General features: G+C 49.9%; 4 protein-coding genes. All 4 read right to left on the minus strand.

Features of this window, described 5'->3' with window-relative positions; genetic code table 11:
• Positions 1-28: 28 nt before the first annotated feature.
• Positions 29-2,347, minus strand: a complete 2,319-nt coding sequence (locus FIT99_RS12540; RefSeq protein ID WP_140004012.1) for a 5'-nucleotidase C-terminal domain-containing protein — start codon at positions 2,345-2,347, stop codon at positions 29-31.
• A 66-nt stretch (positions 2,348-2,413) separates the two neighbouring features.
• Positions 2,414-3,181, minus strand: coding sequence for a PEP-CTERM sorting domain-containing protein (locus FIT99_RS09165; RefSeq protein WP_140004013.1), 768 nt, complete (start codon positions 3,179-3,181; stop codon positions 2,414-2,416).
• A 111-nt stretch (positions 3,182-3,292) separates the two neighbouring features.
• Positions 3,293-6,334 (minus strand): ExeM/NucH family extracellular endonuclease, encoded by a 3,042-nt coding sequence (locus tag FIT99_RS09170; RefSeq protein ID WP_140004014.1) that lies wholly within the window; start codon positions 6,332-6,334, stop codon positions 3,293-3,295.
• A gap of 936 nt (positions 6,335-7,270) precedes the next feature.
• A complete protein-coding gene (locus FIT99_RS09175) occupies positions 7,271-17,461 on the minus strand; it encodes a filamentous haemagglutinin family protein (RefSeq protein ID WP_140004015.1) in 10,191 nt (3,396 codons plus the stop codon).
• Positions 17,462-17,464: the final 3 nt, after the last annotated feature.

Consider the following 17,464-nt stretch of genomic DNA (forward strand, 5'->3'; position numbering starts at 1 on the left):
CGTCATTGCAAAATTCCTTTAGTAAACATTAAAGTATGAAATCTCTGGCTGGAGCAACTTGTTTCGCGGTCAAGCCTTTGAGCGTAACCAGCGGTTTTGCCGCTGCCGGACCTGCACTACCATCGCTGTCTAGCATCACCTGCACACCTGCAGTCACATCGACCAGACGCAGGAAGCCACCCGTCAGGGCACTATTACTCGAAATGCCAAGTGAAGAGAGCAAGGCCGTTAACTGTAACTTGTCGGCATAAGGCGTGAAGTCCGTGATGGTGTCGCCCGCTTCGCGCATGCTGTTAAACACGAAAACATCATTGCCTGCGCCACCGGTCAAGGTGTCTACACCCAAGCCGCCATTGATTACATCATCGCCAGCAGTACCTATCAGCGTATCGCGCGCAGCAGTACCGTTGCGTGTTACGCCCGGCGTGCTGTTGGCAATCGCCAGGTCAATCAGGCGGCCGCCACGGTCATACTGATTTTCAAGGCCATACATATTGACAGTCACTTCATCACCATCTGCATTGTTCAAACGACCCAATCCGCCTTCTGATTTTGGTGTTTGAATATAGTTGGCCAAGGCCTCTTGGTAGGTAATGGTGAACGGGTCATTCTCGAACTGTACGCTATTCGCCGGGAACGGATAGCCGTCACCACCTGCCGCAGTAAAGTCGATCGTGGTGAATGAGAAGGTACGGCTGTTGTTCACCACCACGCCATTGTCGATCAGCACCGTACCGTCATCAAGCACAACACGGCGAACGCGGTTGCCAGTACCAACTGGCGCCGGGTCTGTCGCCGTGGTACTGGCACGTGGCGTTTGACGTGTATCGTAAACCACCTGCATGCCTGATACTTGCGCAAAGCGACCGTTATTACCGCCAGTTGCATTTGCATTGATCACTGAATGCTCCAGAATATCTTTCAACTGGCTGGCATTCATTTCGGGCGCCCGCTTGACCAGGTTAGTAAATGGCAGAATATTAAAGGTATCACCCACCGAAACATTGCCTGCCGCAGCAATACTGGTGCGGATACCGCCCCCGTTTTGAATGGCTACGTCGGATTTACCTGCAAAACGCATGGCATCAGCCACCAGATTACCAAGACCGGTTTCAGCATTTCTCACGCCTGCTACAAAGGTACAAGGGGCTGGTGTGCATGATGTATGTGTTGGACCATTCAGCTTGACTGCGGTCGTGCCAATAATTTGTGCATTCAGGGCAGTGATATAGTCAGATACCGGCGTCACCACCTGCGCCTGAAGGGCGACATTACCAGTCACGCGGTCTGCATCAGCACTGGCACCGGACACACGCATCATTTTGGTCGATTCGATGCCGGCAAACGTCCCCTGATCATCATCAATACTGAAATTGACCTGACCGACATAGCGGTTACCGAAATGGCTGGTCAATACCGGGACTGACTTACCGTTCGCATCGGTGGCAATCACCGGATGTGAGTTGTAGGTCGCGGCCACGCCGCCATTGATCAAGGCATCATCAGCATCCACCATCAGCTCATGACCACCGCCAGACAACACGAGGTCAACGCCCTGCAGCGCGGGCACCACGACATTGATTTCATTGATCGAATTTTGAAGATGACTCATCAGAATCACAGTTTTCACACCTTCATCTGTGCGCAAACGGTTCACTTCCGCCTGAATCAGGGGAATCAGCGCCTGCAAGTTTTGGGCTTCGGTGTTAAACGGATCGTAAGCAAACAGATTAACCGCGCCTGGCGATGAAATATTGGGCAACAATGGCGTAGTCGCACCAACTAGGCCGATTTTATGACCGGCTTTGGTGGTGACAATTTTGGACGGAGCGACTTTGCCTGCCGATTTCAAACTGGCAAACGCCGTGGTGGCGTCAAAGTTAAGGTTTACGGACAAATAGGTACTGCCAGACACTTCTGCAAAGCGAGCAGCAATCTCGGGGCCCAGGTCAAACTCGTGGTTGCCCACAACCAATGCGTCAAAGCCAATCTGACGCAGCGCGATGGCATCGTAAAAGTCCTGGCCACCCATGTAGGCATTGCCCAGATTATCCAGACTCGCCTTGAAACGTGGACCGGGCAGAAATGCATCCCCCGCATTCAGTTTAAGTACTGTGCGTCCGGCGCTATCAGCCACCATTTCGGCGTTTTTCATTACGGTTGCTAGGCGATCTATGCCACCATAAAACGAAATCGGCTGACCAGCGTTGTCGCGCAAATTGCCTTGCGCGGACAACAACCAGCTTTCCTGATCCCCCACATGCAACACCGTCACACCCTCAGCCCAAGCAACACCAGCAGTCAATGCCAGTGCGACACAAGCGGTTAATTGTTTCAGTTTAAACATTTTGTTCTCCATTGCGTGCCGGCGACGATCGCGGCACGCATTCATTTCAAGTATTCAAGAATGGGATTAAAGTGATTGACGACGGCGAACCAGTGCCAACACACCCAAACCAGCCAGCAACATCGCTACACTGTCAGCCTCTGGCACTGGGGTAACAACAGCCACAGTAAAAGCCGTGGTATTTGGAATCAACGCGGCCGAAGCACTGTTATTCACCGTATCAACGTTCCAGTTATTCACGTTTGCCACTTGTGCTTTGTAATCAGTAAAGTTGCTCAGGCCATCACGCACGCCGTTGTACTCGGCATAGTCTGGGTTGCTGGAAGCACCCGCTTTAGAGGTCAACTGCATGGCGTTAACACCTGCTGTCAAACCGGTATCGGTCAGTGAACCGTCTGTGGCAAACGTACCGTTAGTGATTGCGGTCAGAAATGTGGTTGCTGATGATGCGCTGCTACCGAGGTAGGCATATACGGTTTCGCCAGAATTAGAGATTCCCCAGTTGCTGCTACCGCTTACAGTCGCGCGGGATAAAGTGCCCGTAGACGCATTCAGGGTGGCTTTGTCATAGTCGGCAAAGCGAACCACAGTTCCTGCAGTCACTACACTGCTGGAAACCCACTGATTAAAGCTTTCGCCAGTATTGAATGCACTACCAGTCCACTCGTTATCGCTAAAGTAAATCGTCGTGTTAGCAGCAATATCAACGAAAGTGACAAATGACAGGCCATCTTCATCGGCGTTGAATGATGTGAACATGATGTCACCTGCATTCAATGCAGCGTTGGCTTGGCTGGACAGCAACAATGCTGCGATTAAACTGATTTTTTTCATAACTAATCCTCTCAAGATAAATTTGAATAACAACTTATTTCATGGTGTTTGTTTGCCAGCACGATACTTTTGCCGCACTGGCTTATTGCTATCTAAACGACTGCCGTCGACTTACCAACGTACGTCACGCTGTGCATTCAGGTTGGCCGCTGTGACCCCTTTCAAGGTCACCAGTGGTTTGGCTGAAATCTGTAATTGCGTACCGCCAGCAACACTTACCCAACGCGCAACCCCATCATCGAAGGGCTGTGCCCCTTGATAACCGATGCTTTGCAGCAACTCACGAATATCCAACTGGTCTTCATTCGGCATAAAGTCAGTGATGGTGTCTGTCGCGTCACGCAGGCTTTGGTAAACAAACAGGTCACGACCAGACAATCCCGTGAGCGTGTCCGCACCGATACCGCCGGTAAGGACATCGTCACCCGCTGTCCCGACCAAGGTGTCGCGCTGGGCACTGCCTTGCACTGATTTCACCAGTTGCAGGCCCACAATCACCGGATCGTGATCAGAGGAGCGGTAAGGGGTGTCGGTGTACAGGTCTTGCGGTTTGAACTCCGTGTTGTAATCGATCACGAATGGTTCATCAGCGTTGATATGCCAGTGCACAGTGCCCGTCACCTGAGCGGCGAGGTCAGCATTTGCCAGTGCATGGTCGAGATAACCGGACTCACCATCAAACACGTAGGAGTAACCATCCTGGCCATTGAAACGAGCAATCTGATCCTGCAAACCAGCGTTTTCTAACACCAGCACAGGGTCCTCTTTACCGTAGGCATTCAGGTCACCAATCACTAACACATCGGAATCGTTGGCTTGGTTTTTCACCGTCTGGATGAATTGCACCAATTGGTTAGTTTGTGCCAGTCGTTGCGCGTTGTAGCAGCCCTGGCCGTCGCCTTGATCCGCGTTTGCGCCAGCGGCATCAGAGCAGCTCTTGGACTTGAGGTGGTTGACCAGCACAGAGAACTTCTCACCATTGGCAGCCTGGAAGGTTTGCGCCAGTGTCGGACGGTTGTTAATACTGTTGTTGTCTGATAATGCCCCCGCAGTCGGTGTCAACCTGGCTGGCTTGTAAATCATCGCCACCTTAATCGCGTCCGTACCGGTACCGCTGGCGGGGTCAGCAATCACCGCATAGGTATTGGCACCCAATACAGCATTCAGGCCATCCACCAGATTTTGTGCCGCCGTAGTGCCGTTATTCTGGATTTCCATCAAACCGACGGCATCGGCATTGATCGCAGCCAGTGCACGGATGATTTTGTTGCGCTGACGGTTAAACTCAACTAAGTTATTGGCACCACGGCAGTTTGAAGCAGTCACGCTGCTACCTAGGCGGCAACCCTGACCGGTTTGGCCACTGGCAGTTGCACCATTAGTAAATGTGGTGAAGTAATTGAGCACGTTGAAGCTGGCAACCTTATAGTTACCACCCACGGCGGCCGGTGCGGCCGTGCGCACATTTTCACGCGTGAAATTCACGGCTTCGGTTGGATGCAGTTTGTAATCACGTGGGCCAGTATTGGATGCCGTGATCAAGCCATGGTCAATCACGCCAGTCAGGTTCTCGACGATATCACCGGCACGCAACGTATCGTCCACCCCGATAAATGGAATCGGATTAGGGTTTTGTACACTACTGCCATCATCCAGCACGAGGCGGCGGCGGGCATTTTCATCGGCTAATTGTGCCGCAGCTGCTGAGTTTGCCGGATTAATATTGGTAGGCTTGATCATGCGGCCTTCAGCAGACAAGGTCACTTGACCATAACGCCCCTGGAAGTAATTCTGAGAAGCAGTCATTGGTGTCGTGATGCGTACCAGCATGCCCTCGTAAGCTTCGAGGTCGCCCTCAGTCACTTCAGGGAATGTGATCTCGGTTGGCAGAATGACATTGTTGCTACTCAACACTTGTAAACCGCTCACGTTAATCAGTTCGGTGATGGTATTAAATTCGGTCACGCTCGCTGTCAGGCGCACTTTTTGGCCTTTGCTGACTGTGGGGGTGACCCCTGTACCCAAGTAAACAAAGATACCGTCAGAAGTGAGTGGATTACTGTCACCGGCAGCGTCTTGCAGGTAGTAGCCATTCAAGCCCGGGAACACCGCCGTCACCACACCCTCAGTCGTCACTGTTTGACCGTTAAATGGGCTGACTGAATCAACGCCTAATCCGCTACCTTGAATTTGAAAAATACGCGTGATGTTGCTACTTTGGACGGTGACATTCACGCTACAGCTCGCTGTTTGCGCTTCATTATTGGCAAACTGCACATCGACCGCGTAAGTACCCGCTGGCAAGCTGCCATCCAGTTGCAAAGTGGTGCTGGCTGATTGACCGTCGCTACCGGCAGCTGTGAAGTTGTTTAGCGTGACACCAGCAGGTGAGGACGCTGATAAAGTGGCTGCATTCACAACGCTATCGGCATCAGAAGCTTGCAATAAAACAGAACCAGCCTCGCCTACCTGCAATGACACCGCTGGGCACGAAGTCACGATAGGCGCATTGCCACCGGAACCACCGCCACAGACGTTAACTGCACTGCTGCTATTTCTCGGGGCTGGCGAGCCTGTTACAAAGTCGCTGCCGTTTTGATTGGTATCCTGACAACCATTATTTTTGCGCAACAATGCACTACTGCTGCTGATGGCAGGCGCGACTGCACCCTCAAAGAAATTTGCCGTGCCATAGCCGACCAAATCAACAATCTGCGCTAATTGTGCCGGGCTACAGACGACAGAGCCCCCGTTACAAGTAAGACCCGTATTGCTATTCAACAGCACGACTTTGCCATTAGTGCCGCTCATATCCGTGGCATTATTTGCAACATCGGTGGTGGGTAGGGCGAGACCATTGGCACCCGAGCGGAGACCGACCAAATAATACTGTCCAGGCTGTAACACGCCAGAGAGTGCCGTCACGCCGTTGGCTGAAAAATTGCCGTTACCCGTCGCGCTGGCATATTGCACTGACCAGCCGGTGACATTCACTGCAGCGGATCCTGCATTAAACAATTCAACAAAATCTTGGTTATACACAGCGCCCTGGCCACCATAAATTTGGCTAATCACCACCTCGGCATGTACAGGAATACTCAGGGAAGAAAGGCCTAGCCATGCCAATGCCCAGTGGATTTTTTTGTATTTCATTCAGGACTCCGTCGTTTTTTGAACTCGTTAAAAGCCTGAACACTGTAGCAATTTAGATTGCAGCAAATATTAAGTTTGCTGCCGCAACCTTAGGCAGCTCGGACTATAAAAACAGGGAAAATGGAGGTCTATTCAGACAGTTCTAAGTCAACGACCAGAGAAAATGACTAGTCACTTCAGGCCGCAACGCACTGGCAAGCATGTCAGATCTGCTATTTCTAACGCCCGGGTAGCCACTCTAAAGGCATGTATCTACCTTCTGTTTTAGCCTGATGCAGTCAAGAAAGGATGTACATAGAAAATACAGCGCAACGTGAAACTTTACTCGACAAGGTCGCAACCCAGATGCCGGGTATAGAAGGCCCCGCGCGATTGGCCAAAATAAGACTCATCGCTGTAGAGTCACCTCGAGTCGACGCGGGCAGGCCATGTTGAATACCTTGATACACTGACTGACAAGCAGATTAAAAGCCTGTCTCCAACAAACATGCTTACACAATCAACCTTACTAGATGCAGCCAAGCGACTGCTGCAAGTAAGTGGCCAACTCGCCGCAAGTCATCGTTTTTCAATAAAAAAATTAGCCTCTTAAGCGACCCTTTGGCTGCTAATTCATTCTAAGTTTGTACACCCATGGGAGAAGGTGCTTTTCTGGTGATTTTGTATTTTCATGAGAAATAGCTGTCAAAGACAACCCTAATCACCTCTAAATTTGATCCTCTGCAAATCGAAATAAAAGCATCAGCTAAAGGTCTGCAACAAGCTGACGCGCCTGTCTCCATTTTTTAGACGTCACACACGCGCATTTGGTATGGCCGATGTTTTAGCAAAAAAGCCAGAAGCGTTGGTTTTCGTCACTGATGGACTACGAATATTTTGCGTTAGCAAACAATAAAACGCCCACCGATGGTGGGCGTTTTGAGCTTTCCAATTAAGTTAATCTTCCAACCGAATCGTTTTAACCGTGACGATAGGCGGTAATTCTTTAGGGGTCACGTTTTGATTACTCATCTGGTTACCCAGATTTTCGGTCATTGTGTTGGCCGCGCCTGCAGAAGTAGAAGAAGAGCTTAACGCTGCGCCAGCTAAACTACCGGTATCGGCCACAGGCACGCCAGAAGAGCTACCAGAAACTGTAATGTTGGAGCTATTCAGCACTTGGATCGCACCCACTAACAAGTTACCAGCAGCGACGCCTGCTTCACCCGCATCCAAAACACCTCGCGGCGCGAATAAGGCAACGGTGGCATCTTCGAGTTTAGGGCCTTGCTGTGGGCCAGTGGGACCATCTGGATCATAAGTTTGTGCACGAATACCTGAACCGGAGGCAACCCCTTTGACTTCCACGGTCACATCACCATTCGCGTTGACGCTCACTACGCGCTCTGGGACAGAAATAGCCGCTTTTGAACCACGACCCGCGTCAATATCCCCACGGTTAGACCAGATAAGAATATCACTACCGTATTGCGTAATCACTTTCGACTGGTTCACCAAGAAGTTACCGTCAGCATAGGCGCCGATATTGCCACCTTTCTCAGTCACCACCCCGATGTCATGTTGAAGCGAACTATTGGATGCCACACCGGCGTTAATCAAGCCTCCGGGCGCAAACAGATTAATATCGCCATCTCTGGATGTTCTGATCTGGCTCTGATACATCAGCAAGTCACCAGAATAGTCGTTGGCAGAGAACAGTGAAGCGATCACATCATCACTTCTGGCGGTGCTGGCGGTATTGATGTATTCCCGACCAGCCTCTAGTAACTCAACTTGGAATTGGCGCAGGGCAAAAATCTCTTTTCTGGTCGTATCCAACGTTAGGAATGCAGTCATCGCCTCCTGCGCAGTATACGGCTCGCCGGTCGTTGGGTTCTTGCTGCCGCTGACTTCATTCATATAAGCCTGCACGCGTATGGCAATGCCCTCACGATAACTCGCCAATGCCTCGGTATCGCCTTGCAAGGATGCAGGTCCGCTGCCGGTTGGGTCAATATAGGTGCGGATGAGACCATCAACATTCGCGCCAGAACTACCCAGCCCCGCCATCAAAGTGATGTTGGCACTTTTGTCTGCCAAATTCGGATTCACAGTGTTTGCGAGAGATAGAATCCCACTCGTGTTACCCAGATCAATATTGCGTCCGGCCTTAATGACCAACTCACCTGGGCCATTGATATCAATCCGCGCCAGCTGCTTGCCGTTCTCCATGATGAAATCATTACCCGCATGTATCTCTGACACATCATCAATATTGTTGTGCTGAATGGATGCATGCAACGTCAGATTATTACCGGCATTGATATAAACCGGTTTTGAAGATTTGATACCATAAATATTGGTAGTATCTCTATCGGTGGGTAACCCTGTGAGTCTAACATCGCCATCACGCGCCACAATCACTGCCGTAGTAGCATCATTTTGATGCACCGGAACAGCGGAAACGCCTGTTTTGATACTCCCCAAGATACTTGTGATGTTGCTATCAGTAGGACTACCTGTCGTGGGGTTGAAGATGTTTAAAACTGTGCTCAGGTCAGCATCAGAAATCAATATGTTCGCCGTAGGATTAATGTTACCGCTCGTATTCACCCCACTTTGCACACTACCGGCGGCTAACAAACTCAAGTTGCCTTTTGATGCTGGCGCCAACACCATCTTGTAAGTCGTAATATCCCCTGCAAACGCAGTCGCGTTCACTGTACCAGGGTGAATAGCGGCCATATCGTTGTTGGTTAAAGTGGTGTAACCACCTGAGTTAAGACCCGTTCCCACAATCGATTGTCTGTTGCTTTGCCCGACCTCAATATTGCCCGACAAAGAAGCAACGTTTAAAGCAGAGTCTTCAGAATAGCTATTAAAGAAAGTACTATTCGCAATTTGATTCTGTGCCAAAGTACTTCCTTGTACCCAAAGCGTTGGGTTAAAAACGGTTTGCACTTTAACATTGTTTTTGGCTTTGACTGTCGCACTCGCATCTTGCAAGGCTATCACGACGCCATTGGCACCAGCATTTGCAGGCCCTGGAATACTTTCACCAGCTTGCAGATCAAGGCTGCCACGACCAGCGTAGTAGACACCATTCACCAGATTACGCCCAGCCGACACAGATACATCACCGCCACCATTCACCAAGCTGGTTCGTACTTCATTGCCTTGCGCATCAATCGTTTTGACAAATTGTGCATTGGTTGCCGAAGAAGCTGACACGTTAGTGATATTGCCGCCTGCTTGGATATTGACGTTACCACCACCTAATGCGCCAACGCCTTGCTGAAATAAGTCTGGGCGTACCCACCAGCTGGTATCAATGCCGTTACCGCCTTGTCGTAACAACCATTGGTTGACACTTTGCGTAGTGGCCACACCACTGATGTTGCCTGCGACTTGAATTGCAATATCCCCGCCGTTATTCACATAGCTGGCGGCAGTTGGCACGTTAGTCCCGCTCGATGCAGCAGTAAAGCCAGACAACAATTCTGCTGATTTACCCACGGTATAAATAACAGAGCCAACATTACCTAAGGTCATATTGCCACCTGCAGCAATGGCGATATTGCCCTCACCAGTCCGAATTAACTTATTATTCGCCAAGCTGAAGTCACCGATACCGGCGTTAGTCTCCATAATATTGGCAGCGCTATAGTCAGCCCCAGCAACCAAATTAAAGTTAAAAGTGTCCGCGTTGGGCTGTAACACCCCTGCGGTAGTTGCCCTATCAAAACCATCACTCAATGTGCCACTGAATGTCAAATTACCATTTGAACGCAAAGTTAAGGAACCACCGCGCCCTGCCAGCAAAGCACCAAATGAGCGCAAGTTAACATCAGCTGTCCCCACTGTCATGTTTGTTGCCGTTTCACCTGTGGCACTACGCACTTCAACATATGGCAGCACTTTTGCAGCTAGGCCATCTTGGGTGGCTGCATATGCCCCTGCCCCGGTATTGGCATCATAAAAACTATTGGTATCAGCGATCATGCCCGCCATATTGGCAGCTGTAAAGGCCGTGGCGGTGTAACTACGACTGCCTTCAACCGTGACCTCACTCGCACCTTTGATTGCAGCAGTGGTGTTCAAAGCCACATTCACGGTATTGGCGGTTCCTGTAGTGCCGCGCGCACCTCTTAAAGTCACCGAACCATCGTAACCGTCAACCCCTTTATTACCGTTAGCCGCAGCGTCATATCCACTGGTATCAATCAGGGCGCCAGCTTCCGCAGAAACAGCGTTTTCTGTAGACAAGCTGTTAGAAGATAGCAGCACCGAACCACCAGAGCCGGTTTGTCGGTCTCCGCTAGATTGATTGGCGTCTTGACCTCTTGCAGTGATTTGCGCAGTGTTTGCCAATGTCACCAAACCATTGGCATAAATAGCCACATCCCCCCCCTTATTACCATCCGCATTGATACGTCCGGCAACCGTCGCATTGCCGCTATCGACTGCAAGGGTAAATGCATGCGCGGTAACCGTATCTCCGGCAGCAATGGTGACATCGCCGCTACGTACACGAATATCGCGGCCATTATTAAAGCCTCCGCTCTCCAGCGCCTTATTGACCTCACTAAAGTTATCTAAACTGGCAACATCCAGCTTGAGTGAAGCGCTCTTTTGATCTTTGGCCGCTTGGCCTTGCAGGGTGTTATCAGCAACCACAAAGCGACCATTTTTCGCCTCTACTTGCAATGTACCCGCATCTCCGTCAGTGGCTCCGCCCTTGAGGTTTAACAGCGCAGTGTTTTCAATCTGAACATTACCTTGCGTTGAGGTAAGGTGCACATTGCCGGCATCCGTCGTGGCAGAATGGGTATTATCAAACGCAACCTTAGCCGCGGAGACATCAATGCCCCCGCCTGAAGCCAAGGTCAGGTTACCGCTTCTTGCGACCGCATTCACAGCACCTGCATTCAATATCAGCTTACCGCCCAACTGCATCTCGTTTGCAGACAAATTGAGCGTTGCGCCCAACCCTGAGGTACTGGCTGGCTGCTGGCCGTTGCTTAGCGTTTGCAGGTTACCAGTAGTTGCCAGAGAAAAGTTGGCCCCAGAATCTGCCGTCATCACGGCACTGCTCATGGTTGCTTGGTCAGCATTGATATTGACCGTCCCCGTGCCTGTAAAACGAATGTCTTTGTTAGCATTCAAGCTGACAGTGTTAAACCCACCAATATTGCTGGACACACTACCCGTGTCGCCGAAGGTAATTTGGTTAGCATTGATGGCCAGTTGTCCATCAAGCGTTGAGGGTGCAGTAAATGAACCGTTGTTTGTATTTTTAAGGACAAAGTGATTGGCATTGATGCTTACATTACCCGCATCGTGATGCGCAATCCCTGCGGTATTGAATGTGATGTTCAGGTTGCTATTACCAAAATTGACCGCACCGAGGATATCAATATTTTTATAGCTGTTGAAAGTCATCGCTGATAAACGGCCAAAATCAGCCAAGGTTGCCGAACTAATGCGTGTCGCACCGTTCACGGGCTGGTCACCAATCGCATACTGATTGGCGCCTAGGGTGACGGTTCCGCCATCGGCCACTTTAACATCCCCAAACTGATCAAAGGCATTGGTCGCGTCAAGCACCATAGACCTTGCGGCAGAAATTGTTGCGCCTTCTTCAACCGTCAACTTACCGGTTATTGGCGCAGCTGAGACATTCGTTCTTGAGAGCTCAAAATCATTGTTAGCAGATACTGCCAACAGTGCGCCATCACCGCTGGTGACTAGGGTTGTAGTGCCTGTTTTGTCTTGCTTGGCGCTGGTTTTAACAACAGCACCTTTATTCACAGTGATCGTATCTTGGGAGGCAACAATTAACTCCCCAGTTTGCACGGCATGGTCTGCATCGTTACTGAAAGTCACATTGGAAGCAGTCGTCGTGATGGTTTGTGTCTTACCGCTCACTGCCCGACTGCCGCCTAACAGGATAGAGTCCGCATTAATTTTACTGAGTTGATCGGCTGAAATCTGCAACAACCCGGCTTGCTGCGGATCGACCGTTGAAACCACGCGAATATCATTAGAAGAAATATCGACCAATGCGCCTTTGGCACCGGCCACATTGCTGGTATTGATATCTGCTTCGAGGTTAAGGCTATTACCGGCTGCCAGTACCAATTGACCTGCGTCGTTTGTCAACCTTGGGACTTCTTTACCATCCCTGATCGCGTTCTTAGTTAACAAAGCATTACCGGAACTCACCAGATACTCAGCCAGACCTTTATAGTTCTTGGTACCATAATCTTTGTAAAAACTATTGCCATTAATGATATTAAAACTCGTATATTGGCCACGGCTGGTGCCGTCAATCTTGGTTAAATACCCAGAGGATAATCCGGTCCCATCAGCCTGCGTTAGTTGCGTATTGAGTTGAACATCAGCACCGTTGGCACTGATTAAGAAAGCGCCAGGCAACAGTGCATAATGTGCTGGCAGTAGCGTATATTTTCCAGCGGCTAAGCCATTGCCTCCAGATAAGTAGATGGCCTGACCGATACCAACATCAGAACCAGCACTCATTAGAAAGTCATAGGGGGCGTATTGATTACCCAAAGACGGCAGCACAGCATAATAGCCAGCTTGCGATAACACGTCGACCGAGCCGCCGATGCCTTGGATCCACTCATAGGCCATCGTATCGCCATTGCCAGAAATATCTACGCGTGCGCCTGCCTGCAAATTCATATCGTTGGCGTTTAGCGTTACTTTTTTCTTATCGACAGCCGTCATGAAGTTGTTAATAGCGCCGTTGGTGTCGGCCAGTTCTGTGCCTCCAAGCACGGTCACTGCATAGGGAATCAAACTACCTTCTGCAGACACCGAAGTCAGGCTACCAGAGGTCAGCGTTAAGTTTTGGCTAGCGTTTAGGGTAATTTGCCCTAAAGGCGCACGTAATACACCTGCCTGCAAAATAGAATCTGCATTCAAGGTCAAGCTACCCACTGCAGACAAGGGCACCGCACTCACCGATTGGGACTGGTTGGTCACTTCAATCCGGCTATGAGCTCCAGTAGCCGTGACTGTAAAGTCAACGCCAGTTGCCGGATAAATTTGTGCAGCGTCCAACTTTATCAGACCAGGCGCAGAAAGTGAGGCAGAACCTTTCAAGGCTGAGGTAATTGAACGTCCGCGAATATCAGTCCTGCTTTGTAAACTGGTTTCGGCAACATTATTAATTGCAATATCACCCTGCAAATCAATAAAGTTAGCTTTAGCCTCAAAAATGGCTGTTCCGGCCGTTAATTGGCTATTGTCCATTGTGATACTGCTATTATTTGCCAGCACCAAGGTCGAGGCGTTTAGATTTGCAGACCCAGACAGTGTGGTGGCATCCAGCGTCAACAAAGAAGGCACGTTCATGGAGGTATTGGCGAAATGGATCGCATCCCCGCTGGTGGCACTAACGTTATCGACCTTTAAGGCCACATTATCAAAGCCGCCCTGAGCAATCTGTTCTGCGGAGACTTGCCCCACACCTCGGGCAGTAGTCAATGGTTCTGTGGACGAGTTAGAGGTATTAATTAGGTTAGCATTACTACCACCAGCCGTATTATTAGCGGCCATTAATTCTTTGCTATTGGTGACCGTTAAAATACGTGTACCGCTAGCAAAATAGAGGGGTGACAAAATGTCGTTCTCAATGCCAGACGCATTTTTGCCGCCAAGCGTTATGTTCAAGGTCCCGCCCTCGCCACTACCAGAGGGAGTACCCATCAAGGTACCGTCGAGCGCAATACCATCTCTACCGCTGACCGATATTACTCCGGCATTACCTGCCACAGTCTCGCGCACATAGCCACCAGACACTGGCAAATCAACACTACCGCTGGCGCCAGAAACATCAATTAAAGAGCCGGCTTTGGTGATTAATACGCCGTTTCCTGCCGATAAAGTAATATTCCCGGCGCTTGTCACAAAAGCCTTACGTAAATTACCGTCACTACTTGGGGGCGTAATGTACTGTGCGCGGGCGCTCAGCGTAGCAGTTTCACCCAAAAACAAACTCAGTGTTGGATCAAAACTCGCATTTGGTAATGTGAAATCACCGGTATCCGGAATCGCGCTGATGGAGAGCTTGATGTCTCCCCCGGGCGCGATAATATCACCCAAAATGGTCATTTGGCCTTTTGAGTTCAAACTGACATCCCCGGTGCTGCCCGAACGGCTAACCGGCATATCTGTCATGATGCGGGCATTCGATTGCAGGGTTAAATCGTCGCCTGCCAACACTTCTAGGCTGCTGGGTTTCCGCATGCTATTAGCCAGAGATCTTTGACTGGTGAGTGCGTTTAAGTCACTGCCACTCTGGGCCACACGCGCAGCTGATCCAAGTAAACGCGAGTGTTGCTCAGGGGCTATCGTCACCACACGATTGGCAAGATCACCGATCATCACATCACCATTCAGGCGATCCGCATTGCTTATGGTGTAGTTTGAAAAGCCGCCCTGTTTAAAGAAACCTTCAGAGAGCCAGAGTGTATTTTCTTGCTCAGGATTAAGGCCGCCCAACTGGATATGATCAACCATGCCCGTCGCCTGCTCACCCTGTAGTTTTACGGTTAAATGGCCACCTAGCGTTTGCTGCCCGTCAACCATCATGCCAAAACTGTTAAAGACTCCCCCAGCAAGTTGGTTATCTGCCATGGTGACTGTAATATCACCACCATGCCCAGCACTCAATTGGCCTTTGTTATTAATCCAAGCACCAGACGAAGCATCCATGGTGACGCCTTGGCCTAGGCGCAAGCCATTATTTACCGTGATACGCCCACCGTTAAGCCCGACTTTACCGACTAATGCGCCGGACACGCCAGGCAAGTCGTTGGTGTACAAACCCGCCACATTGATACTCACATTGTTTGCGACGTTCACATCCGCATTCTGGCTAGCAGACAGCGTCACCGCACCGGATGGTAAGCGGATGTTAGCATTCACATTCACGCCACCGCTACCCTGAACATTCAAACTGCCAGCCGGCTGGAAAGAAAGATCAGTATTTAAATTCACTTGGCCCGTAGCAGCAATTTCTACCCGGTTGACACCATTTGCCAACATGCTTGCACTTAATTCGGAGGTCTGCTCCTGTGCAGCGGTCAACTGGCTATTTTCATTAAAATCATCAGACAATTTATTGGTCGATGACACAATATTCAGCGCACCAGAATTGTTGTATGTCAGCTTGAACGCTCCGCCAAGTGGATTAGCATGCTCGCTGCTTTCACCACGTTGAAACAAGCCGCTGACTGTGCTGGCAATGACATCGCCCTGCAGTGCCATATTGGTTGTTGACACATTGAGTGCGCCTGCATCACCGCCTTGTTGGTAGCCTGGTTGCACATAGCCGCTCACGGAAGCACTTTTAGCAGCGTTTTCAGTAGAGGCGCCTGCCAAACCATTTAAAGCATTGGCAGTTAACGCCCATCGACGGGTCTGGCCCCAGCGTTCACTAGAAACAGAGTAATAATCACTGACGCCCTGATATGGCGTATTAGGGAGCGCCTCAGAAGCCAGCACCCATTTGCCATTGATGAGTAAACTACTTTCACGAATCGTACCTTCAGTATAGGTGGTACTACCTGCTGACAGATCAATTGTAGATCCCGCCTTGCTGATCATGTTTACCGCAGAAAAATTCACTTGCCCGCCATTCGTGGAGCGCTCAGCAACGGTTCTGGTAATACCAGCTTTCGCTTGATCAATCACACTTTGGCTAAGTAACTTGGTGCCTTTGCGTGCATCTAGGAATAAAATTTCTCCAAACAATTCACCACCGCGCAATACTGGAGAATCTCTCAACTGATCAGAGAACAATTGGATTGAAAGCTGGTTGCGGCTCATTGGCGCTGTTGCATCCACACCTGATACATCAATCAATGCATGATCACCCAAAAACAGGCTGCTGTTATTGCCTTGATTGTCAGTCGCCGTCACATTCACCTGACCGCTGTTGGCAATCACACTGCCATCAATCGAAATATTTTTGCCTTTGATATCGACAATCGATGGTGTGATGACTTGTGCATCAAACACTTCCTCTGTGTCTTTGGTATCAATGGTTACCGCCGTTTTACTGCCAGTACCAAGTGTGACCTTTCCATATACATCGTTGCCCGGCGTTGTGAGCGACTGAATCTCCTTGGCCTTAAGGTAAATTGAACCATTGGCACGCACAGACGTGGATGCAGAGATGTTGCCCTGTTGGTTAACCGCCAGGCCAATCAAGCTTGCATTTCCATGGTTCACAATAATGTCGCCCAGATTGGTGGCATTCCCGCCAGAACTGACCTCTACCAACAAACCGGCAAATTTGTCTAAAGTACTGAGGTAAACCGTCTTACCTGCCGCAAGGATAGTTTGGCCATCAGGCGTTTTAATCACGCCACTGTTCGTTACATCTGGTGCCAGTAACATCACACGCCCGCCGTTAGCGGCAGTAATGCTCGCACCCTTCGCAACATCGATGACGCCTACAGCATCGGCAAAGGAAAACACTGGCTCAGTTTTATTAGATAAGATGCCGTTTTTATAAATGTTTTCGATGTTGTTATTTGCGAGATTATCTAATGTCGTTGCTGTCAATGAGCCCACATTGACCTGGGACCCCGCACCAAAATAAATACCGTTTTGGTTTGCAATGTATACATGACCATTGGAGGTTAATGCGCCATTAATAAAGCTTGCACCGCTCCCCATGACGCGGTTTAACACACTCGAAGAGGCGTTAGGCATATTAAAATTGACCGCGGCTTGTGAACCAATATTAAAACTGTCCCAACGAATCACAGCATTTTGAATCGTTGTGTTGATGTTCATGGTGTTGTTCACGGGTGTCGGGATACTCACACCGGCCGGTAAGTTATAACCGGGTTGCTGAACTGGCAATGCATTTGCATCGTCGGCTAGGACAGGTGCAGATATCCAGCTCAAGCAGCCTGCTACCAGCAAGATGACACTCCTCAGGGATAGTCGGCATAAGGGGCGAAGCATGACTTCATCGCTAACATCACGATCAGCCGCACCGGCTGTAGTCACTGTTTTTTGATGAGTACGCGCAATCTCGGCAATGGGGACTAACATGCCCAATCGTTTGCTAAATACCAACTTGAATCGTAACTTGTTCATCATTTC

The organism is Methylophilus medardicus (genome assembly GCF_006363955.1).
Lineage (GTDB): Bacteria > Pseudomonadota > Gammaproteobacteria > Burkholderiales > Methylophilaceae > Methylophilus > Methylophilus medardensis.